14 protein-coding genes are annotated in these 17891 nt (G+C 65.3%); 4 read left to right on the top strand and 10 right to left on the bottom strand.

The window, feature by feature from the left end; translation table 11 throughout:
• Positions 1–549: MATE family efflux transporter (locus F6X59_RS23190; protein WP_256669404.1), on the bottom strand; the 549-nt coding region annotated here is incomplete at its 3' end.
• 163 nt (positions 550–712) lie between these two features.
• Here F6X59_RS23190 and F6X59_RS23185 point away from each other — a divergent pair.
• Positions 713–5614 carry an alpha-2-macroglobulin gene (locus F6X59_RS23185; protein ID WP_152958320.1) on the top strand — a complete coding sequence of 1634 codons (4902 nt, stop codon included), beginning with the start codon at positions 713–715 and terminating at the stop codon, positions 5612–5614.
• Between the two features lie 81 nt (positions 5615–5695).
• On the opposite strand, the gene F6X59_RS23180 is transcribed toward F6X59_RS23185, so the two are convergent.
• The gene (locus F6X59_RS23180) at positions 5696–5989 is read right to left on the bottom strand and encodes a hypothetical protein (RefSeq protein ID WP_012270337.1); all 294 of its coding nucleotides are present in this window, start codon (positions 5987–5989) and stop codon (positions 5696–5698) included.
• 77 nt (positions 5990–6066) lie between these two features.
• Between F6X59_RS23180 and pbpC the strand changes: the two genes are divergently transcribed.
• Both pbpC and F6X59_RS23170 read left to right on the top strand, forming a co-directional pair.
• On the top strand, positions 6067–8421 hold the full coding sequence (gene pbpC, locus F6X59_RS23175; protein WP_152958319.1) for a peptidoglycan glycosyltransferase PbpC: 2355 nt from the start codon (positions 6067–6069) through the stop codon (positions 8419–8421).
• Between the two features lie 91 nt (positions 8422–8512).
• A complete protein-coding gene (locus F6X59_RS23170; RefSeq protein WP_152958318.1) occupies positions 8513–10171 on the top strand; it encodes a ShlB/FhaC/HecB family hemolysin secretion/activation protein in 1659 nt (552 codons plus the stop codon).
• Positions 10172–10371: 200 nt separating this feature from the next.
• Here the strand turns inward: F6X59_RS23170 and F6X59_RS23165 are convergent, their stop codons facing one another.
• The 8 genes from F6X59_RS23165 to F6X59_RS23130 all read right to left on the bottom strand — a co-directional run bounded on the left by F6X59_RS23165 (position 10372) and on the right by F6X59_RS23130 (position 16479).
• On the bottom strand, positions 10372–11157 hold the full coding sequence (locus F6X59_RS23165; protein ID WP_152958317.1) for a response regulator transcription factor: 786 nt from the start codon (positions 11155–11157) through the stop codon (positions 10372–10374).
• A gap of 113 nt (positions 11158–11270) precedes the next feature.
• A complete protein-coding gene (locus tag F6X59_RS23160; RefSeq protein WP_103445812.1) occupies positions 11271–11741 on the bottom strand; it encodes an A24 family peptidase in 471 nt (156 codons plus the stop codon).
• A gap of 161 nt (positions 11742–11902) precedes the next feature.
• On the bottom strand, positions 11903–12472 hold the full coding sequence (locus tag F6X59_RS23155) for a DUF4136 domain-containing protein (RefSeq protein ID WP_152958316.1): 570 nt from the start codon (positions 12470–12472) through the stop codon (positions 11903–11905).
• A gap of 19 nt (positions 12473–12491) precedes the next feature.
• Complete coding sequence (locus F6X59_RS23150; RefSeq protein ID WP_152958315.1) at positions 12492–13127, bottom strand: DUF4136 domain-containing protein; 636 nt, start codon at positions 13125–13127, stop codon at positions 12492–12494.
• 23 nt (positions 13128–13150) lie between these two features.
• Positions 13151–13900 carry a methyltransferase domain-containing protein gene (locus F6X59_RS23145; protein ID WP_152958314.1) on the bottom strand — a complete coding sequence of 250 codons (750 nt, stop codon included), beginning with the start codon at positions 13898–13900 and terminating at the stop codon, positions 13151–13153.
• Entirely contained in the window at positions 13897–14202 is a 306-nt protein-coding gene (locus tag F6X59_RS23140) for a MazG-like family protein (RefSeq protein WP_027920833.1), read from the bottom strand. The genes F6X59_RS23145 and F6X59_RS23140 overlap by 4 nt, the downstream gene beginning before the upstream one ends.
• A 70-nt stretch (positions 14203–14272) precedes the next feature.
• Positions 14273–15124, bottom strand: a complete 852-nt coding sequence (locus F6X59_RS23135) for a MaoC/PaaZ C-terminal domain-containing protein (RefSeq protein ID WP_152958313.1) — start codon at positions 15122–15124, stop codon at positions 14273–14275.
• Positions 15125–15126: 2 nt separating this feature from the next.
• Positions 15127–16479, bottom strand: a complete 1353-nt coding sequence (locus tag F6X59_RS23130) for a 3-oxoacyl-ACP reductase (protein ID WP_152958312.1) — start codon at positions 16477–16479, stop codon at positions 15127–15129.
• Between the two features lie 118 nt (positions 16480–16597).
• Between F6X59_RS23130 and F6X59_RS23125 the strand changes: the two genes are divergently transcribed.
• Entirely contained in the window at positions 16598–17875 is a 1278-nt protein-coding gene (locus tag F6X59_RS23125) for an acetyl-CoA C-acetyltransferase (protein WP_152958311.1), read from the top strand.
• Positions 17876–17891: the final 16 nt, after the last annotated feature.

Below are 17891 nucleotides of genomic sequence, written 5' to 3'. Positions count from 1 at the left end.
CAGGTTGAGGGCGATGTTCAGCAGGTTGGTGGTCAGCAGAATCGCCAGTGGCGCCCGTGCGTTCTGCGTACCAAGGAACCAGCCGACCAGCGCATAGCTGGCAAGCGCTGCCGGCAAGCCCAGCAACCGGGTATGGAAGAAGTCTTCAGTGGATTGCTGCAACGCCACGCTTGGTTGCATGGCGTGCAGCGCCAACTGGCTGAAGGGCAGGGCGAGCAGGCCGATCAGCAGCGCGAAGGCCACGGCCAGCAGCAGGCCCTGTACCAGCACCTGGCGCAGCGCTGCGCCGTCGGCACGCCCGGCAGCCTGGGCAGCGAAGCCGGTGGAGCCCATGCGCAGGAAGCCCATCAGGCCGACCATGAAGGTGAACAGCGTGGCGCCCACGGCCACCGCACCGAGCTGGTGGGCGTGGGGCAGGTGGCCGATCACGGTGCTGTCGACCAGAGCCACCAGCGGTACCGAAATGTTCGAGAGGATCATCGGCGCAGCCAGCGCCCAGACCTTGCGGTGGGTGGGGCGGTGCTGCCAGTCGGTGGTCAGTTGCGGCATTGCAATTCCTGAGGCTGTGGGGCGCTTCGCGGGCACAGTGTACCGGCCAGGCAACCAATCTGCGCGAACACGGTCTCACTTGCCGCATCGACGAAAGTGCCAGACCCGCCGTTGCGCTATAGTTGCTGCCCTCACGTACACGCTGCCAAAGAGTTCCCACTCCATGTTCAACAAAGGATTGTTGCTGGCCTGCGCGCTGGCCTTGCTCAGTGCCTGTGATTCCTCGACGCCGGGCAAGCCCGCTGCCACCGAAAAACCGGCTGCGAGCGCTGCGGTCGAGGCCCCGGCGCCCAAGCGCGAGGACCCTGCCGTCCTTGCCAAACGCTACGAAGGGCGCGAGCTCAGCGTGCTGGACGTCTCGGAAGTGCAGCTCGATGGCGCCAGCACGCTGTCGATCAGCTTCTCGGCACCGCTGGACGCCAAGCAGGACTTCGCCAGCAAGGTGCACCTGGTCGATACGGTCAAAGGCAAGGTCGACGGTGCCTGGGAACTCTCCGACAACCAGATGGAACTGCGCCTGCGCCACCTGGAACCGCAGCGCAAGCTGGTGCTGACCGTCGACAAGGGCTTGCTGGCCGTCAACGGCAACAAGCTCGACAGCGAATCGGTGAGCCGCCTGGAAACCCGCGACATGCAAGCCACCGTTGGTTTCGCCAGCCGCGGTTCTTTGCTGCCCACACGCCTGGCCGAAGGCCTGCCGGTGATCGCGCTGAACGTTGCCAAGGTCGATGTCGAGTTCTTCCGGGTCAAGCCTGAGATGCTCTCGACCTTCCTGGCCAGCTGGGGCCGCAACAGCAGCCTGTACTACTACCAGTCCAAGGAAACCCTGGACATGGCCGAGCTGGTCTACAGCGGCCGCTTCGACCTGAACCCGGCGCGCAACACCCGCGAGACCGTGCTGCTGCCGATTGCCGGGATCAAGCCGCTGCAGGAACCCGGCGTGTACCTGGCCGTGATGCGCGCCTCGGGTACCTACGACTATTCGCAGCCAGCGACGCTGTTCACCCTCAGCGACATTGGCGTGTCTGCCCACCGCTACCGCGACCGCCTGGACGTGTTCGCCCAGGCCCTGGAGGGCGGCAAGGCACTCAAGGACGTCAACCTCGAACTGCATGACGACAAGGGCAAGCTGCTGGCCCAGGCCAAGACCGATGGTGCCGGCCATGCCCAACTGCCGATCACGGCCAAGGCCGATACCCTGATCGCCACCCAGGGCGTGCACACCACCCTGCTGCGCCTGAACACCGCAGCCCTGGACCTGGCCGAGTTCGACATCACCGGCCCCCAGGCCAACCCGCTGCAATTCTTCATTTTTGGCCCGCGCGACCTCTATCGCCCGGGTGAAACGGTGCTGCTCAACGGGTTGCTGCGCGATCAGGATGGCAAGCCGGTCAAGGCCCAGCCGGTCAGCGTGGAAGTGCGCCGCCCGGACGAGCAGGTCAGCCGCAAGTTCGTCTGGGAAGCCGATGCCAATGGCCTTTACCAGTATCAGCTGCAACTGGCTACGGAGGCCCCGACCGGTCGCTGGCAATTGCTGCTCGACCTGGGCGGCGGGCGCAAGCAGGTTTACCAATTCCTGGTCGAAGACTTCCTCCCCGAGCGCCTGGCACTTGAGCTCAAGGGTAGCGATACGCCGTTGTCGCCCGAAGAGGATGCGCGCATTCAGGTCAATGGCCGCTACCTCTACGGTGCGCCGGCTGCCGGCAATCGCCTGAGCGGGCAAGCCTATGTGCGCCCGCTGCGTGAAGCCGTGCCGGCACTGCCGGGCTACCAGTTCGGCTCGGTTACCGAAACCGAACTGACCCAGGACCTGGAGCTTGACGAAGTCACCCTTGACCAGGCCGGCAAGGCAGTGGTCGATATCGAGAGCCACTGGGCCGAAGCACGCTCGCCGCTGCAGTTGACCGTGCAGGCCAGCCTGCAGGAATCCGGCGGCCGGCCGATCACCCGCCGCCTCGAACAGCCGATCTGGCCAGCCGAGCGCCTGCCTGGCCTGCGCGGCCTGTTCGACGGCGAAGAAACCGACAGCGATGGCCCGGTCGAATTCGAGTTTCTCGTGGCTGACCGTGAAGGCAACAAGCTCGCCGCCAATGACTTGAAAGTGCGGCTGATCCGCGAGCGCCGTGACTACTACTGGAACTACTCGCAGAGCGATGGCTGGAGCTACAACTACAACGAGAAATTCCTCACCCAGAGCGAGCAGACCATCAGTGTCAAGGCAGGCTCCACCGCCAAACTGAATTTCCAGGTGGAATGGGGCCCGTACCGGGTCGAGGTGGAAGACCCTGAGACCGGGTTGGTTTCCAGCGAGCGCTTCTGGGCCGGTTACCGCGCCCAGGACAACGCCGAAGGCGGCGCGGTGCGACCGGATCAGGTGAAGCTGGCACTGGACAAGCCGGCCTATGCCGATGGCGCCAGCGCCAAGGTCACCGTCACCCCGCCTGCGGCCGGCAGCGGCTACCTGATGATCGAGTCCAGCGATGGCCCGCTGTGGTGGCAAGAAATCGAGGTGCCCGCCGAGGGCAAGACCTTCGAGGTGCAGCTGGACAAACAGTGGGCGCGCCACGACCTGTACATCAGTGCGCTGGTGATCCGCCCGGGTGAGCGCAAGGCCAATGCCACGCCCAAGCGCGCCGTCGGCGTGCTGCACCTGCCGCTGGCGCGTGCCGAGCGCAAGCTCGCGGTCAGCTTGCAGGCGCCGGAGAAGATGCGGCCCAAGCAGCCGCTGACGGTGAAGATCAAGGCCGCCAATGCCGACGGCAGCGTGCCGAAGCAGGTGCACGTGCTGCTGTCCGCCGTCGACGTGGGCATCCTCAACATCACCGACTTCAAGACCCCCGACCCGTTCGCCAGCCTGTTCGGCCGCAAGGCCTATGGCGCCGACCAGCTGGACATCTACGGCCAGCTGATCGAAGCCGGCCAGGGGCGCCTGGCCAGCCTGGCGTTCGGTGGTGATGCGGCGATGGCCAAGGGCGGCAAGCGGCCCAATACCACGGTGACCATCGTTGCCCAGCAAAGCCTGCCGGTGACCCTCAACGACCAGGGTGAAGGTGAGGCGACGGTCGATATTCCCGACTTCAACGGCGAGCTGCGGCTGATGGCCCAGGCCTGGACCGACGAGCACTTCGGCATGGCCGAAGGCAAGACTGTGGTGGCCGCGCCGCTGATCGCCGAGCTGTCTGCGCCGCGCTTCCTGGCCGGCGGTGATCGCACCAGCCTGGCGCTGGACCTGGCCAACCTGTCGGGGCGTGCCCAGCAATTGAATGTCGAGATCACCACCGAGGGGCAGCTGGAGCTTACCGCCAGCGCCCAGCAGAGTGTCGCCCTTGCCGAAGGCGAGCGCCGCACCTTGCTGATCCCGGTGCAAGCCCTTGGTGGTTTGGGGCAGGGCAAGGTGCAGGTGCGGGTCAATGGCCTGCAACTGCCGGGCGAGCCGGCCAATACCTTCGAGCGCGAATGGACCTTGGGTGTGCGCCCGGCCTATCCGGCGATGCTCAAGCATTACCGCGTGGCCCTCAAGGACCAGCCATGGACCTTGCCGGAAAGCGATCTGGCCGCCTTCGAGCCTGCGGGCCTGGAAGCCAGCCTGGCGCTGTCGAGCCGCCCGCCACTGAACCTGGCGGAACAGATCCGCGCCCTCGAAGCCTACCCTTACGGCTGCCTGGAGCAGACCACCAGCGGCCTCTACCCATCACTCTACGCCGATGCCGACAGCCTCAAGCGCCTGGGCATCAAGGGTGAGCCGGCCGAGGTGCGCAAACGCAAGATCGAGATGGGCATCGAGCACCTGCTGGGCATGCAGCGCTACAACGGCAGCTTCGGCCTGTGGAGCTCGGACAGTGAAGAGGAATACTGGCTGACCGCCTATGTCACCGACTTCCTGCTGCGTGCCCGCGACCAGGGCTTCGGCGTGCCGGCCGAGGCCTTGAAGAAGGCCAACGAGCGCTTGCTGCGCTACTTGCAGGAACGCAACCTGATCGAAGTCGACTACAGCGAGAACGCCGAGCACACTCGCTTTGCCGTGCAAGCCTACGCCGCGCTAGTGCTTTCGCGCAGCCAGCAGGCACCGCTGGGTGCCCTGCGCAGCCTGTTCGAGCGCCGCGCCGATGCCCGCTCCGGCTTGCCGCTGGTGCAGCTCGCCGTAGCGCTGGATGCCATGGGCGACAAGCCGCGCGCCGAGCAGGCGCTGCAGGCGGGCCTGGGCATCAGCCGCAGCAAGGGCTGGATGGCCGACTATGGCAGCAGCCTGCGCGACCAGGCGCTGATCCTGGCGCTGCTGCAGGAGAGCAAACTGGCCAGCAACCAGGTCGACCAGCGGCTGTTCGCCCTGTCGGACGAGCTGGCGGCCAACCGTTGGCTGTCGACCCAGGAGCGCAATGCCTTGTACCTGGCCGGCCGGGGTCTGCTGGGCAAGCCGGAAGCGCCGTGGAAGGCACGCCTGGACAGTGCTGGTGAGGTGCGTGAATTCAATAATGTCGAGGCGGGCACGAAGCTCGAAGGGCCGTTGCTGGCCTCGCCGCTGAGCGTGCAGAACGAGGGTAGCGAAACGCTCTATCAGCAACTGACCCTGTCGGGCTATCCACGCCAGGCGCCTGCCGCCGGTGGCAATGGCATGGAGATTCGCCGCGACTACCTGGGCATGAATGGCCAGCCGCTGGATCTGCACAACCTGCGCAGCGGCGACCTGGTGCTGGTGCACCTGGCGCTCAAGGCCACTGATCGCGTGCCGGATGCCCTGGTGGTTGACCTGCTGCCTGCTGGCCTGGAACTGGAGAACCAGAACCTCGCCCAGAGCGCTGCCAGCCTGGACAATGCCAGCAGCGCGGTGAAGCAGTGGCGCGAGTCGATGCAGAACGCCAGCGTGGTGCACCAGGAGTACCGTGATGACCGCTACGTGGCGGCCCTCAAGCTCGACGGCTATGGCACCACGCACCTGTTGTACCTGGCGCGTGCGGTGACCCCGGGCACCTACCGGGTGCCGCCGCCGCAGGTGGAGTCGATGTACCGGCCGAACCTGCAGGCGGTGGGGGACGGGCAGGGTGAAATGACGGTGAAAGCGCGCTGAAGCGCAAGCTTCAAGCTTCAAGCTGCAAGTGAAGCAGATTGGCTTTCTTGCAGCTTGCAGCTCGAGACTTGCAGCTGTTCTTCAGTGAATGACCCAGCTCATCACCCACAGCCCCAGCACCAGCCAGATGATCCCGAGGATGATCGAGGCACGCATGAAGGCGCGGATGGCCGAATACAGCAGCATCAGGCCGATGATCAGGGCGAGGATGCTGAGCAGCGAGGTGTCCATGCCCAGCGTGCGTGCCAGGCCATCGATGAAATTGCCCCCGGCGTTGGCCAGCAGGTTGAACAGGCCGCTCAAGGCGTCGACGATGAAGCGGATCAATGACCCCAGTGCCTGGCCAAGCCACTCGAAAAAACCTTCTACATGCATAGTTGCTTCCTGATGAACGAATCGGCACGTTTGCCGTTCCCAAGCCTTTGGCCATTACCTGGCCAGGTCGGTTCCCGATGCCAAGCTTAGCGCGGCCACGTAGCCGAGCGGGAAGGCTTGTGCGTGCTGCTGCGGTCAGCATCCTGATGCTGCTCGGCCTGTTGTGGCTGGCCGACCGCATCTGGCCGCTGCCGTTGCCGGGCAATGACCTGGCACGGGTGGTGCTGGCCGAAGACGGTACACCGTTGTGGCGCTTTGCCGATGCCGATGGCGTGTGGCGCTATCCGGTCAGCCCGGAAGAGGTTTCGCCGCTGTACCTGCAGGCCCTGCTGACCTACGAGGACCGCTGGTTCTACCGCCACCCCGGGGTCAACCCGCTGGCCCTGGCGCGGGCGGCCTGGCTCAACCTGCGCGGTGGGCGGGTAGTGTCTGGCGGTAGCACATTGTCGATGCAGGTTGCACGCCTGCTCGACCCCCATGATCGCACCCTGGCCGGCAAGCTGCGGCAGCTGTGGCGCACCGCGCAGCTGGAGTGGCACCTGTCCAAGCGCGAGATCCTGCAGATCTACCTGAACCGTGCCCCGTTCGGCGGTACCTTGCAGGGTGTGGCAGCGGCCAGTTGGGCTTACCTGGGCAAGTCGCCGCAGCACCTCACCCCCGCCGAGGCCGCATTGTTGGCGGTGCTGCCGCAGGCACCGAGCCGCTTGCGCCCGGACCGCCACCCGGCCCGTGCCCAACGTGCCCGCGACAAGGTGTTGCAGCGCCTGGACGAGTATCAGGTGTGGCCGGCGCAACAGATCGAGGAGGCGGCCGAAGAACCTCTGCTGCTGGCCCCGCGTCAGGAACCCGCGCTGGCGCCCCTGCTGGCGCGGCGGCTGAACACCCCTGACAGCCCGACCTTGATCCGCACCACCCTCGATGCCTCGTTGCAACGGCGCCTGGAGGACCTGCTGCTGGGCTGGCGCGCGCGCCTGCCGGAGCGCACCTCGGCAGCGATCCTGGTGGTCGAGGCGCAGACCATGGCGGTACGCGCTTACCTGGGCTCGATCGACCTCAGCGACGAGCGCCGTTTTGGCCATGTCGACATGGTCCGCTCGTTGCGCTCACCAGGCTCGACGCTCAAGCCGTTTCTTTACGGCCTTGCCATGGATGACGGCCTGATCCATTCCGAATCGCTGCTGCAGGATGTGCCACGTCGCTATGGCGACTATCGTCCCGGAAATTTCTCGATGGGTTTCAGCGGCCCGGTCTCCGCCAGTTCGGCGCTGGCGCTATCACTCAACCTGCCAGCGGTGCAATTGCTCGAAGCCTATGGCCCCAAGCGCTTTGCCGCGCAGTTGCGCATGGCTGGCGTGCCTCTGGCGCTGCCGCCTTTGGCCGAGCCCAACCTGGCATTGATTCTGGGCGGTGCCGGCAGCCGCCTGGAGGACCTGGTCGGTGGCTACGCGGCACTGGCCCGGGGCGGTAACAGTGCGCAGGTTCGCCTGCAACCGCAGGATCCGCTGCTGGAGCGCCGGTTGATGTCGCCAGGCGCGGCCTGGATCATTCGGCGCATCCTCAGTGGCCAGGCGCGGCCCGACCGCGACCCGCATGCCGAGCTGGTACAGCGCCCGCAACTGGCCTGGAAGACCGGTACCAGCTATGGCTTTCGCGATGCCTGGTCGATCGGCGTAGGGCCGCGTTACCTGATCGGGGTGTGGATCGGTCGCCCCGATGGCACGCCGGTGCCCGGGCAGTTCGGCCTGGCCTCGGCGGCACCGTTGATGCTGCAGGTGCATGACTTGCTGAGCAACCGCGACAGCCAGCGGGGCATCCGGGTACCGGTGGAACGCGTGCCGGAAAGTGTTGGCGTGGCAGCCATCTGCTGGCCGCTGGGCCAGCCGATGAACCGACAGGACCCGAACTGCCGGCGTCAGCGCTTTGCCTGGACACTCGATGGCACCACACCTCCCACTTTGCAGGCCGCCGACCAGCCCCTCGGCCTGGGGCTGCGCGAGAGCATCTGGGTCAATGCCCAGGGCCTGCGCGTGGACGGCAGTTGCCCAGGCGCCAAAACGCGCGACATCGCCTTGTGGCCGGCACCGCTGGAGCCTTGGTTGCCACGCGTCGAGCGGCGTGCGGCGCGGCTGCCGGCGGTGGACCCGAGCTGCCCGCCACAGGTGCCGGCCAGCGCGCCACCGCTGTCCATCGTCGGCGTGCGTCCCGGCGATAACCTGCAGCGCCCGGCCACCAGCAGCGAACCCTTGCAGCTGCACGTCTCTGCCCTCGGCGGTGGCGGGCGGCGCTGGTGGTTCCTCAACGGCCAGCCGCTGGGCGAAAGCGAAGGGCAGGGCAGCGTGCTGGTACGTTTCGACCAGGCCGGGCAGTTTGAGCTGAGTGCCCTGGATGAAAGCGGAGAAACAGCACGGGTGGCGTTCCAGGTCACCGAGTAGGGGTTCGACGTTTACCGGGGCAACACCTACGCTTCAACGTGACGGGTGAGGCCGGCGACGCCCCGGTACCCTAGGGATTGTGGAGCGTCCTATGCGTCTTCTGCTGATGCCCCTGTTGCTGTCGCCCTGGGCCTGCCTGGTGATTGCCGAGCCCTTGCCAGTGTTGCTCGACGGCCATGAATACGAGCGTCGCCTGCCCAGCGCGAACCTGCCGATCGAGGCCTATCGCCCACGTGCTCCGAACCTGCACCTGGCACCGCCCACGGCCGCGACCGACACGCTGCGCCTGGCGACCCGCTTCGTGCTGCACAAGGTGCGCTTCGAAGGCGGAACGGTCTACCCGTTGAGCGAGTTGCGCGAGCATTACCAGCCCTTGATCGGCCGCGAAGTGAGTGTTGGCGAGCTGCAGCAGTTCACCGAACGCCTGACACAGCGCTACCAGCGCGACGGCTATCTGCTGTCGCAGGCTTATCTGCCCGACCAGGACTTTGCCGATGGCCGCGTGCATGTCGTGTTGGTCGAGGGCTATGTTCACGACGTGAAGCGTAACGGGGATATCGGGCCCGCTGGCACGTATCTCGACCAGCTGCTGCAGCGCTTGCAGGCAGAGCGCCCGTTGACTCAGGCGACGCTCGACCGCTTCCTCGGCCTGGCCCAGCGGATACCGGGTGTGACGCTGCTGGCAGATTTGACCCAGGCCGGGCCCGGCGAGGGCGCCGCGCAGCTTACCGTGCATGCCGCACGCAAGCCCTTCGATGCGGCATTGGCGTTCAGTGATGGCAGCCGCGATGGCCCGCAGGGGTTGTTCAAGGTCACCAGCAATGCCCAGACCCGTTTTGCCGAGCAACTGACGGCCAGCGTGCTGCTGCCGCCGGGTGATGACCACAGCCATTACCAGCGCCTCGATTACAGCCAGCACCTGGATGCACAAGGCAGCCAGTTGCTGCTTTCGGCGGCTCGCTACCGCAGCGAGCCGCAAACACCTGTGCGCCTGGAGCATGGTGCGCAGTTTTTCCAGAAGATAGAAAGCGAGCGTTATGCAATCGGGCTTGGCCAGCCGGTGATCGTCACGGCGGATGAATGGCTGGCGGTGACCGGGCATGTCTATTCGGTCAGTGAGCATGCCGAAGACCTCACTGGCGGCCTGGGGCGCAACGACACCTATGTGCGCGCGCTGTCGTTCGAGGGCGATTGGCGCAAGGTCGAGGCCGGGCGCTTTCGCATGGTCAGCGGCGGGGTGTATCAGGGGCTGGATTACCTGGGCGCACGCAGTGATGCGGACTACGACATGGACTTCCTGCGCTTTCGCGTGGCCGGGTTGCAGAGCGACCAGCTGTTCCCGCGTTGGCAGGGCGTGTTGTCAGGCGCCATGTACTGGACCGATGACCGGTTGCCCGACAGTGAGCGTGCCGTGTTTGGCGGGCAGAACTTCGGCCATGGCTACCCTCAGGACCAGGCAGCGGGGGACAAGGGCTGGGGCGTGGCCTACGAGCTCAACTACAGCATCCAGTCTGGCGCTGGCTGGTTGCGGCTGGTGCAGCCGTATGCGCTGCTGGATGCTGCGCAGGCCTGGTACAACGGCGGACCCTTCGAAGATACACGGATGCGCTCGGCGGCGTTGGGTGTGCGGCTTGGCGATGGGCGGTACGGCAATGTGGCCCTGGAGGTGGCCAAGCCACTGGCGGATGTGGCGTTGGACAGCATGAGCCGTGAAGCTCGCCTGGTTATCAACTTCAGTTTTCGGCTATAGCCACTTTGCGTGATGCACATGCTTGAGTTTTCGATTATTTCGATTATTTCGATTAGCATCGAGGGTGACCCGCATATGCGACGTAGCCTGAAACGTTCGCGCTTCAGTGCTGACGAGTTCGTCGAGTGTATTCTCAGGCAGGGCTTACCCATGACGGCAAATGCCCTGCGTGACTACTCGTTGCTGATTTGAGCTGTTACCTAATGTGTTGTGAACCGCTGATGCACGGGTGAAGAACTCGGCGTTAACGCCAACGCCAACTGAGTGCGGTTGTGCATGTGGGTCAAACGCAACACCTGCGACACATACAGCTTCACGGTGTTCTCGGTGATCCCCAGTTCACAGGCAATCTGGTAGTTGGTCTTGCCCTTGCTCACCAGCCGGGCGACCTCCAGTTGCCGCGGAGACAGCTTCTCGAACGCCGCCGGGAGTTCACCTTCAACCTCTTCGGTGGCATCGGTGGCGCGGCGGTGAACGCCCTGGCCGCGGGCCTTTTCCAGGTCCTGATAGAGCTCGTCGATGGAGCCGGCCAGGTCCTGCAGGCGCTGATTGAGGTTACCCAGGTCCTGGAGGTTGGATTTGCGCTCAAGCAGCACTTGCTCCTGGCGGCGCACCCCCTCGAGCAGTTCGTCGAAGTCTATGGGCTTCTGGTAATAATCGGCGAAACCTTCACGCAGCGCGCGGATCACGTCCTGTTTGTCGGCGCGCCCGGTGAGCATGATCGCTTCGAACATGCGCTGGCGCCCGGCAATCTCTTTCAGTGAATGCATCAGCTCGATGCCATCGCGATTGGGCATGTGCAGGTCGCACAACACCAGGCCTATCGCTTCGTCGGCATTGAAGCGTTCGATGGCTTCGTCGGTGGAGTGCGCCGCAACGCAAGGATGGCCCTGGGATACGAGGAATTCACACAATTGTTCGACGATCAGCGGCTGATCATCCACCACCAGAACCTTCACCTCACTCAATGACTTGGTCACGATCAACTCCCTGTTCGTTAATGACCCTGCTCCTGGGCCAGACGCACTGGCAGCTTAAAAATAGACGCTGCCTGCGATTTTGTACAAGTCTTGTACAAGTGTTCGGACCATCGAAGTGGTCATTGGATCCATACGGCAGTCAGTAAAAAACCTGCCAGCACGTAAGGCACGAAGGCTTGTTTGTCGCCCATTTCTTCAGTCAGTGTGGCCAGGCGCTTCTTCACCTTGGGGTTGAGCAGCGTCCACAGGCGCCTGCGGGTCAGCAACCACAGCACCACGCTGACCCCGGCACCGATGAAGGTACCGAGCACGTATTGCGGGCTGGTCGCCAGGGCCAGGGCGCCCATCAGCTTGACGTCGTCGGCACCGAAGCGGCCGAGCATGTAGCCTGGCAGCGTCAGCAGCATGACGATGGCCAGGGCCCAGCCGGCGTCACTGGCATCGGCACCGATCCACGTGTGCCCCGTGGCGAACAGCCAGACCAGAGCGCCCGCAGCGAAACCGAGGGTCAGCATGTTGGCGATCTGGCGTTCGCGGATATCTTGTTCAGTGCACAAGGCAAGCCACATCAGAAGGACAATGCTTTGCATCGGCAGGCCGCCTTTCCCATTCGTTGAACACGTCTACCCGGTCAGTCAGGTTTCCTAATCAGGGTAGACGCGATCTGACGAACGGGCATGGCCGGGTGGCAAAAAGGTCGGCGCGGAAGCGGCCTGATGTCGTAATCAGGCCGCTTCCTGAGCGGCAGGGTTTATTTCACCCGGCCCGGTGGGTAGTTGCCGAGCACCTGGGCAACGGTCTTCTGGATGGCACTGTTACGCTCGTCGGGGCTAGGCGGGTAGTTGTTCATGATCTGTTCGGCACTGCCGCGCCAGACCAGCTTGCCGTCATGGCCATCGAACAGGTCGATCTGGATGGTTGCCACCTTGTAGTCGACGCTGCGGGTTTCGTTATACATCGGCCCGCCCCAGTACCCGTTCCAGTAGCCGCCCCAGGCCCCGCCATAGTTGGTGGTGATCTGTTGCTGGCGTTGTTCGACGATCAGGTAGGCGCGCACGCTGAGGTCAGGCCTGGCATTGCCCTGGGCCGGGCGCAGGCCGCGCTGGTCGAGCTGGTCGGCGACCGCCGCGCGGATGCGTTGCTCGGTCAGGTCGCTCTTGATGCGCGGGTCATCCGGGCGATATTGCAGGCCCGGCTCCTGCCATGCCCAGCTGCGATAAGCGGCGAAATCGCGGCTGGCGTCGAAATCCTGCTGAACGTTGTTGCTCGAGCAGGCGGCGAGCAGCAGCGCGAATGACAGTAGAACGAGGCGGCGCAACATGATGGTTCTCCGTTAGGCATTAACTGGGAGGATAGCCGCTGAGCGCCTTGTGAATAGATTCGCGCAGGGCGGTCTCGCGATCGCGCGGCGAGCCTTTGTCGCTGCCAGTTTCAGCGCTGGCGCTCCACACCGGCTGGCCGTTGCGGGCATCGAACAGGTCGATGCGCACCACCATCACCTCCACTTCGTAGGTGCGTACGATCGGCACGCTGCCGTAGGCACCGTAACCGTTGCGGTAGCCGCCGAAGCCGACACCGCCGTAGGGGTACGGGCCGTAATAGGGGTCGTAAGTGTCATAGTCACGCACCTGGCGCAGGCGTCGTTCCAGGCGCATGTCGGCGCTCACCAGCAGGTCGCCGGTGGCGCCCCGGGCAGGGCGCAGGCCATGTTGGTCGAGGGCGCCACTGACGGCATCGGCAATTTGTGCCGGGTCAGCGTCGGCATTGCCGCTGGGCAGCTGGCCGTCGCGCCAGCTCCAGCTACGGTAGTGCCCATAGTCGCGCGGTGGTGCCGGGTAGGCACTGGCGTCGAAGGTCTTGGCCGCTTGCGCAGGGGCTGGCGGCAGCGGGCGGCTGCTGGCCACATAGGGGTTGCTGGCCTGGCAGGCGGCCAGGGTGAGCGGCAGCAGGGCCAGGCACAACAGACGGTACGGCATGTATCCCTCCCGGAGGGGCGCAGTCAGCGGGGGCGGCACATCCAGTGCAGGTAGCGGCCGAGCCCGGCGAAGCTTGGGTGACGGCGGTGGGCCAGTTCCATTTCCAGCAGGTCGAGCAGCTCGGCCTTGTCCTGGAACTCCTTGGGCATGTAGTCATGGAAGACGCGCACACCACTTTCGCTTTCGACTTGCCACATCACTTCAAGTTGCGCTTTGAGTTCCCGTGGATCAAGCGGTTTTTGCGGGGTCAGGCTCTGCTTTTCGCCTTCCAGGCGGTTGCTGCGCAACTTGCGGAAATGGCCCTTGAGCAAGTTGCGATAGACCAGCGCGTCGCGGTTGTAGAACGCCAGCGACAGCCAGCCACCTGGGGCAGCCAGCTGATGCAGTACCGGCAGGATGCTTTGCGGTTCGGCCAGCCATTCCAGCACGGCGTGGCACAGCACCAGGTCATAAGGCTCGGTGAGCTGGCCAAGCAGCTCTTGCCAGGGCGCCTGGATGAAGGTTGCCGATTGGCCCGCTTCTGCGAAGCGCGCCCGGGCACCCTCGAGCATGGGGGCGGCAGGTTCGGCCAGCGTTACATCGTGCCCGCGCTGGGCCAGCCACAAGGCCATGTGGCCCAGGCCGGCGCCGATGTCGAGTACCCGCAGTGGCCGATCGGGGAGGGTGTCGGCCAGGTCGGCCTGGAGCACGGCCAGGCGGATCGCACCCTTGGCGCCACCGTAGATTTTTTCGGCGAAGCGTGTGGCCAGTTCATCGAAGTGACGGTCGTTCATCGCGCGAAACGCCTCTCGCTGTCGGCCAGCTTGGCGCGCACCACCTGCTCCATGTCCAGGCCCAGCTCGCTGCACAGCAGCAACAGATAGAGGACCACGTCGCCGACCTCCTGGCCGGCGTGGGCCAGCTGATCCGCGGGCAGCTGGCGCGATTGGTCCTCGCTCAGCCACTGGAAGATTTCCACCAGCTCGGCCATCTCGACGCTGGCGGCCATGGCCAGGTTCTTCGGGCTGTGGAAGCCGCGCCAATCATTGTTGTCGCGGATCTGGTGCAGGCGTTCGGTGAGTTCTTGCAGGTTCATCGGGGTCTGGGTCTCCTAATGCTGCATAGCTTCGGCGCAGGCCCGATGCAAAGCAAGTGCAATCAGGGCGCTAGAGCACGGCCCAGCGCCCGACCATGTGCAGCAGTCCACCCTGCCCGTCCAGCCGCAATTCACCCGCCGGCCCCGCTTCGCTGGCACTCAGGACAACCTCCGACGGCAAGCGCACCGGCTTGCGGAACCCCACCTCGAAGCGATAGCCGCTGTTTGGCATGTGCGTACGCAAGGCCGCCAACGCCATGGCGTTGCTCCACATGCCGTGGGCGATGGCCTTGGGGAAGCCGAACAGGCGTGCGCTGGCGGCACTCAGGTGAATCGGGTTGTAGTCGCCACAGACCTTGGCGTAGCGCCGGCCGATATCACCGTCGGCGTACCAGCGGGTGACCTCCGCCAGGGCGCCGGGCTCGTTCGCTTCGCCATCGTCCAACTGGCCATCCAGCTTCAGGCCACGCACCAACATGCGGCTGGTTTCACGCCAGAGCAGGCCAAGGCCATCCTCGGCTTCGGTGACCAGGTCAAAAGTGCCACCTTTGGCGTGCGCCTGAAGGTTGTCGGCGTACACCGCAAAGCGCAGCTCGTCGATGCCACCCAGCGGGCGGAGCACGTCGATGCGGTTATGCAGGTGCACCAGCCCGAGCAGCGGGAAGGGGAAGTCGTGGGCAGTCAGCAGTTGCAGTTGCAGGGTGAAGGCCATCACGTGTGGATAAGTGCCCGGCAAGCGGCCATCGTCGGTGAAGTGGCAGAGCCGGCGATAGGCTGCCAGGTTGTCGGGCTGCACGCGCAAGACGCTGCGCAGGCCGCTGGTGGGCAGGGTATCGCCGCTGATCTTGCGTTTGCTGGCGGCGCGCAGGTACAGGCTGGCGCGTGAGTCCGGGCTGTGCAGGTCTTGCCATTGGCGGCTCATGTTCAGGCCCCCATCAAGGCCTGGCCGCAGACGCGCAGCACTTGGCCGTTGACCGCGCCGGAGCCCGGCTGGCTGAGCCAGGCGATGGCTTCGGCGACATCCTGCGGGCGCCCGCCCTGGCCCAGTGAGCTCAGGCGCCGGCCGGCCTCGCGCAGGCCGATGGGCATGGCGGCGGTCATGTGCGTTTCGATGAAGCCGGGCGCCACGGCATTGATACTGCCGCCGCGCTCGGCAAGCTTCGCCGCCCAGGCCTCGGCGAAGCCGATCAGGCCGGCCTTGCTCGCGGCATAGTTGGCCTGGCCACGGTTGCCGGCAATGCCGCTGACCGACGCCAGCAGGGTAATACGTGCGTGGTCGCCCAGCGCGCCGCCGTCATACAGGGCCTGAGTCAGCACCTGAGGGGCCTTGAGGTTGACTGCCAGCACCGCGTCCCAGTATTCCGGGGTCATGTTGGCCAGGGTCTTGTCGCGGGTGATGCCGGCGTTGTGCACGACAATGTCGATGCCGTCGGGCAGGGCTTCGAGCAGTTTCGCGGCGGCATCGCTGGCGCAGATGTCCAGGCCCAGGGCCTTGCCACCCAGGCGTGCGGCGAGGGCATCGAGTTCCTGCTGGGCCTGGGGTACGTCGAGCAGCATCACTTCGGCGCCGTCACGCGCGAGGGTTTCGGCAATGGCGGCGCCGATACCGCGTGCGGCGCCAGTGACCAGGGCGCGACGGCCACCGAGCGGGCGGGTCCAGTCTTCGACCTGGTTGGCACAGGCCTGCAGGCGCAGGACCTGGCCGGAAACAAAGGCACTTTTGGGGGACAGGAAGAAGCGCAAGGCGCCTTCGAGCTGATCGTCTGCACCCGCGCCCACATACAACAACTGCGCGGTGGCGCCATTACGCAGCTCTTTGGCCAGCGAACGGCTGAAGCCTTCCAGGGCGCGCTGAGCGACGCTGGCGAGCGGGTCGTCGAGGGATTCTGGTGTACGCCCGAGGATCACCACGTGGGCACAGGGGGCGAGGCTGCGCAGCAACGGCTGGAAGAATTCGCGCAACTGCTTCAGCTGGTCGCTGTCGGACAGATGGCTGGCATCGAACACCACGGCCTTGAGCTTCGGCCCCAGGCCGGCGACCCAGGCGGGCGCCTGCAGGCCGTCACCATTGAAGCTGTACAGCGCTTCGGTCAGGCGCGGGGCGATGGCCTCGACCTGGTTCGCCAGTGGCCCGCCGCCCAGCACCAGCGCGCCCTCCACCGGGCGCAGGCGGCCTGCCTGCCAGCGCTCCAGCGGCGCCGGGCGCGGCAGGCCAAGGGTGTCGACGAGGCGGCGCCCGAGGTTGGAGTTGGCAAAGCCGAGATAGCGATCGCTCATGTGCGGGTCTCCCTGAAGGCAAGCTTGCAAGTGTGGACCAACTTTGTGGCAAGGTCGTTCGAATGCGGTAAAAACACCTAGGCTGTACGGATCAAATGGTTTCAGGAGGAACAAGCGCATGCGTTCAACTCGCCGGGTCGCGATCCTGGGCGGCAACCGTATCCCCTTCGCCCGCTCCAACGGCGCCTACGCCACCGCCAGCAACCAGGCGATGCTGACTGCAGCGCTGGAAGGCCTGATCGAGCGTTATCGCCTGCACGGGCTGCGCCTGGGTGAAGTGGTGGCAGGTGCAGTGCTCAAGCACTCGCGGGACATGAGCCTGGCCCGCGAATGCGTGCTCGGCTCGCGCCTGGCGCCGCAGACGCCGGCCTACGACATTCAGCAGGCCTGTGGTACCGGGCTGGAAGCGGCGCTGCTGGTGGCCAACAAGATTGCCCTCGGGCAGATCGACTGTGGCATCGCCGGTGGCGTGGACACCACGTCCGATGCCCCCATCGGCGTTAACGAAGGGCTGCGGCGCATCCTCTTGCAGGCCAATCGCGGCAAAACCTTGGCGGAGCGGCTCAAACCGTTCCTGCAATTGCGCCCAAGCCACCTGAAACCCGAGCTGCCGCGCAATGGCGAACCCCGCACCGGGCTGTCGATGGGCGAACATTGCGAACGCATGGCGCAAACCTGGGGGATTGACCGCGCCGAGCAGGACGCGCTGACGCTGCACAGTCACCAGCAACTGGCGGCCTCCTACAGCGAGGGCTGGCAGAATGACCTGCTGACGCCCTTCCTGGGCCTCAGCCGCGACAACAACCTGCGCACTGACCTGACCCTGGAGCAACTGGCCAGGCTTCAGCCGTCATTCGACCGCAGCGGCCTGGGCACCTTGACGCCGGGCAACTCCACACCATTGACCGATGGCGCCTCGATGGTGCTGCTTGGCAGCGAGCAATGGGCACAGCAGCAGGGCCTGCCGGTGCTGGCTTACCTGGTCGATGGCGAAACCGCCGCTGTGGATTTCGTCAGCGGCCGCGAGGGGCTGCTGATGGCGCCGGTGTACGCAGTGTCACGCCTGTTGGCGCGCAATGGCCTGACCTTGCAGGACTTCGACTACTACGAAATCCACGAAGCCTTCGCGGCACAGGTGTTATGCACCTTGAAAGCCTGGGAAGATGCCGAATATTGCCGGGAGAAGCTGGGGCTTGAGGCACCGCTGGGTGCCATCGATCGCAGCAAGCTCAACGTCAAAGGCAGCTCGTTGGCGGCAGGGCACCCATTCGCCGCCACCGGTGGGCGGATATTGGCAAACCTGGCGAAGTTGCTGGCCACGGCAGGGAAAGGACGTGGCTTGATCTCCATCTGTGCAGCGGGTGGGCAAGGGGTGACGGTGATCGTCGAGCGCTAACGAAGGGCGGTAGCGA

The sequence above is a fragment of the Pseudomonas sp. MN1F genome, from assembly GCF_009391885.1.
Taxonomy (GTDB): Bacteria; Pseudomonadota; Gammaproteobacteria; order Pseudomonadales; family Pseudomonadaceae; genus Aquipseudomonas.
This window is presented reverse-complemented; position numbering and strand designations above follow the sequence as displayed.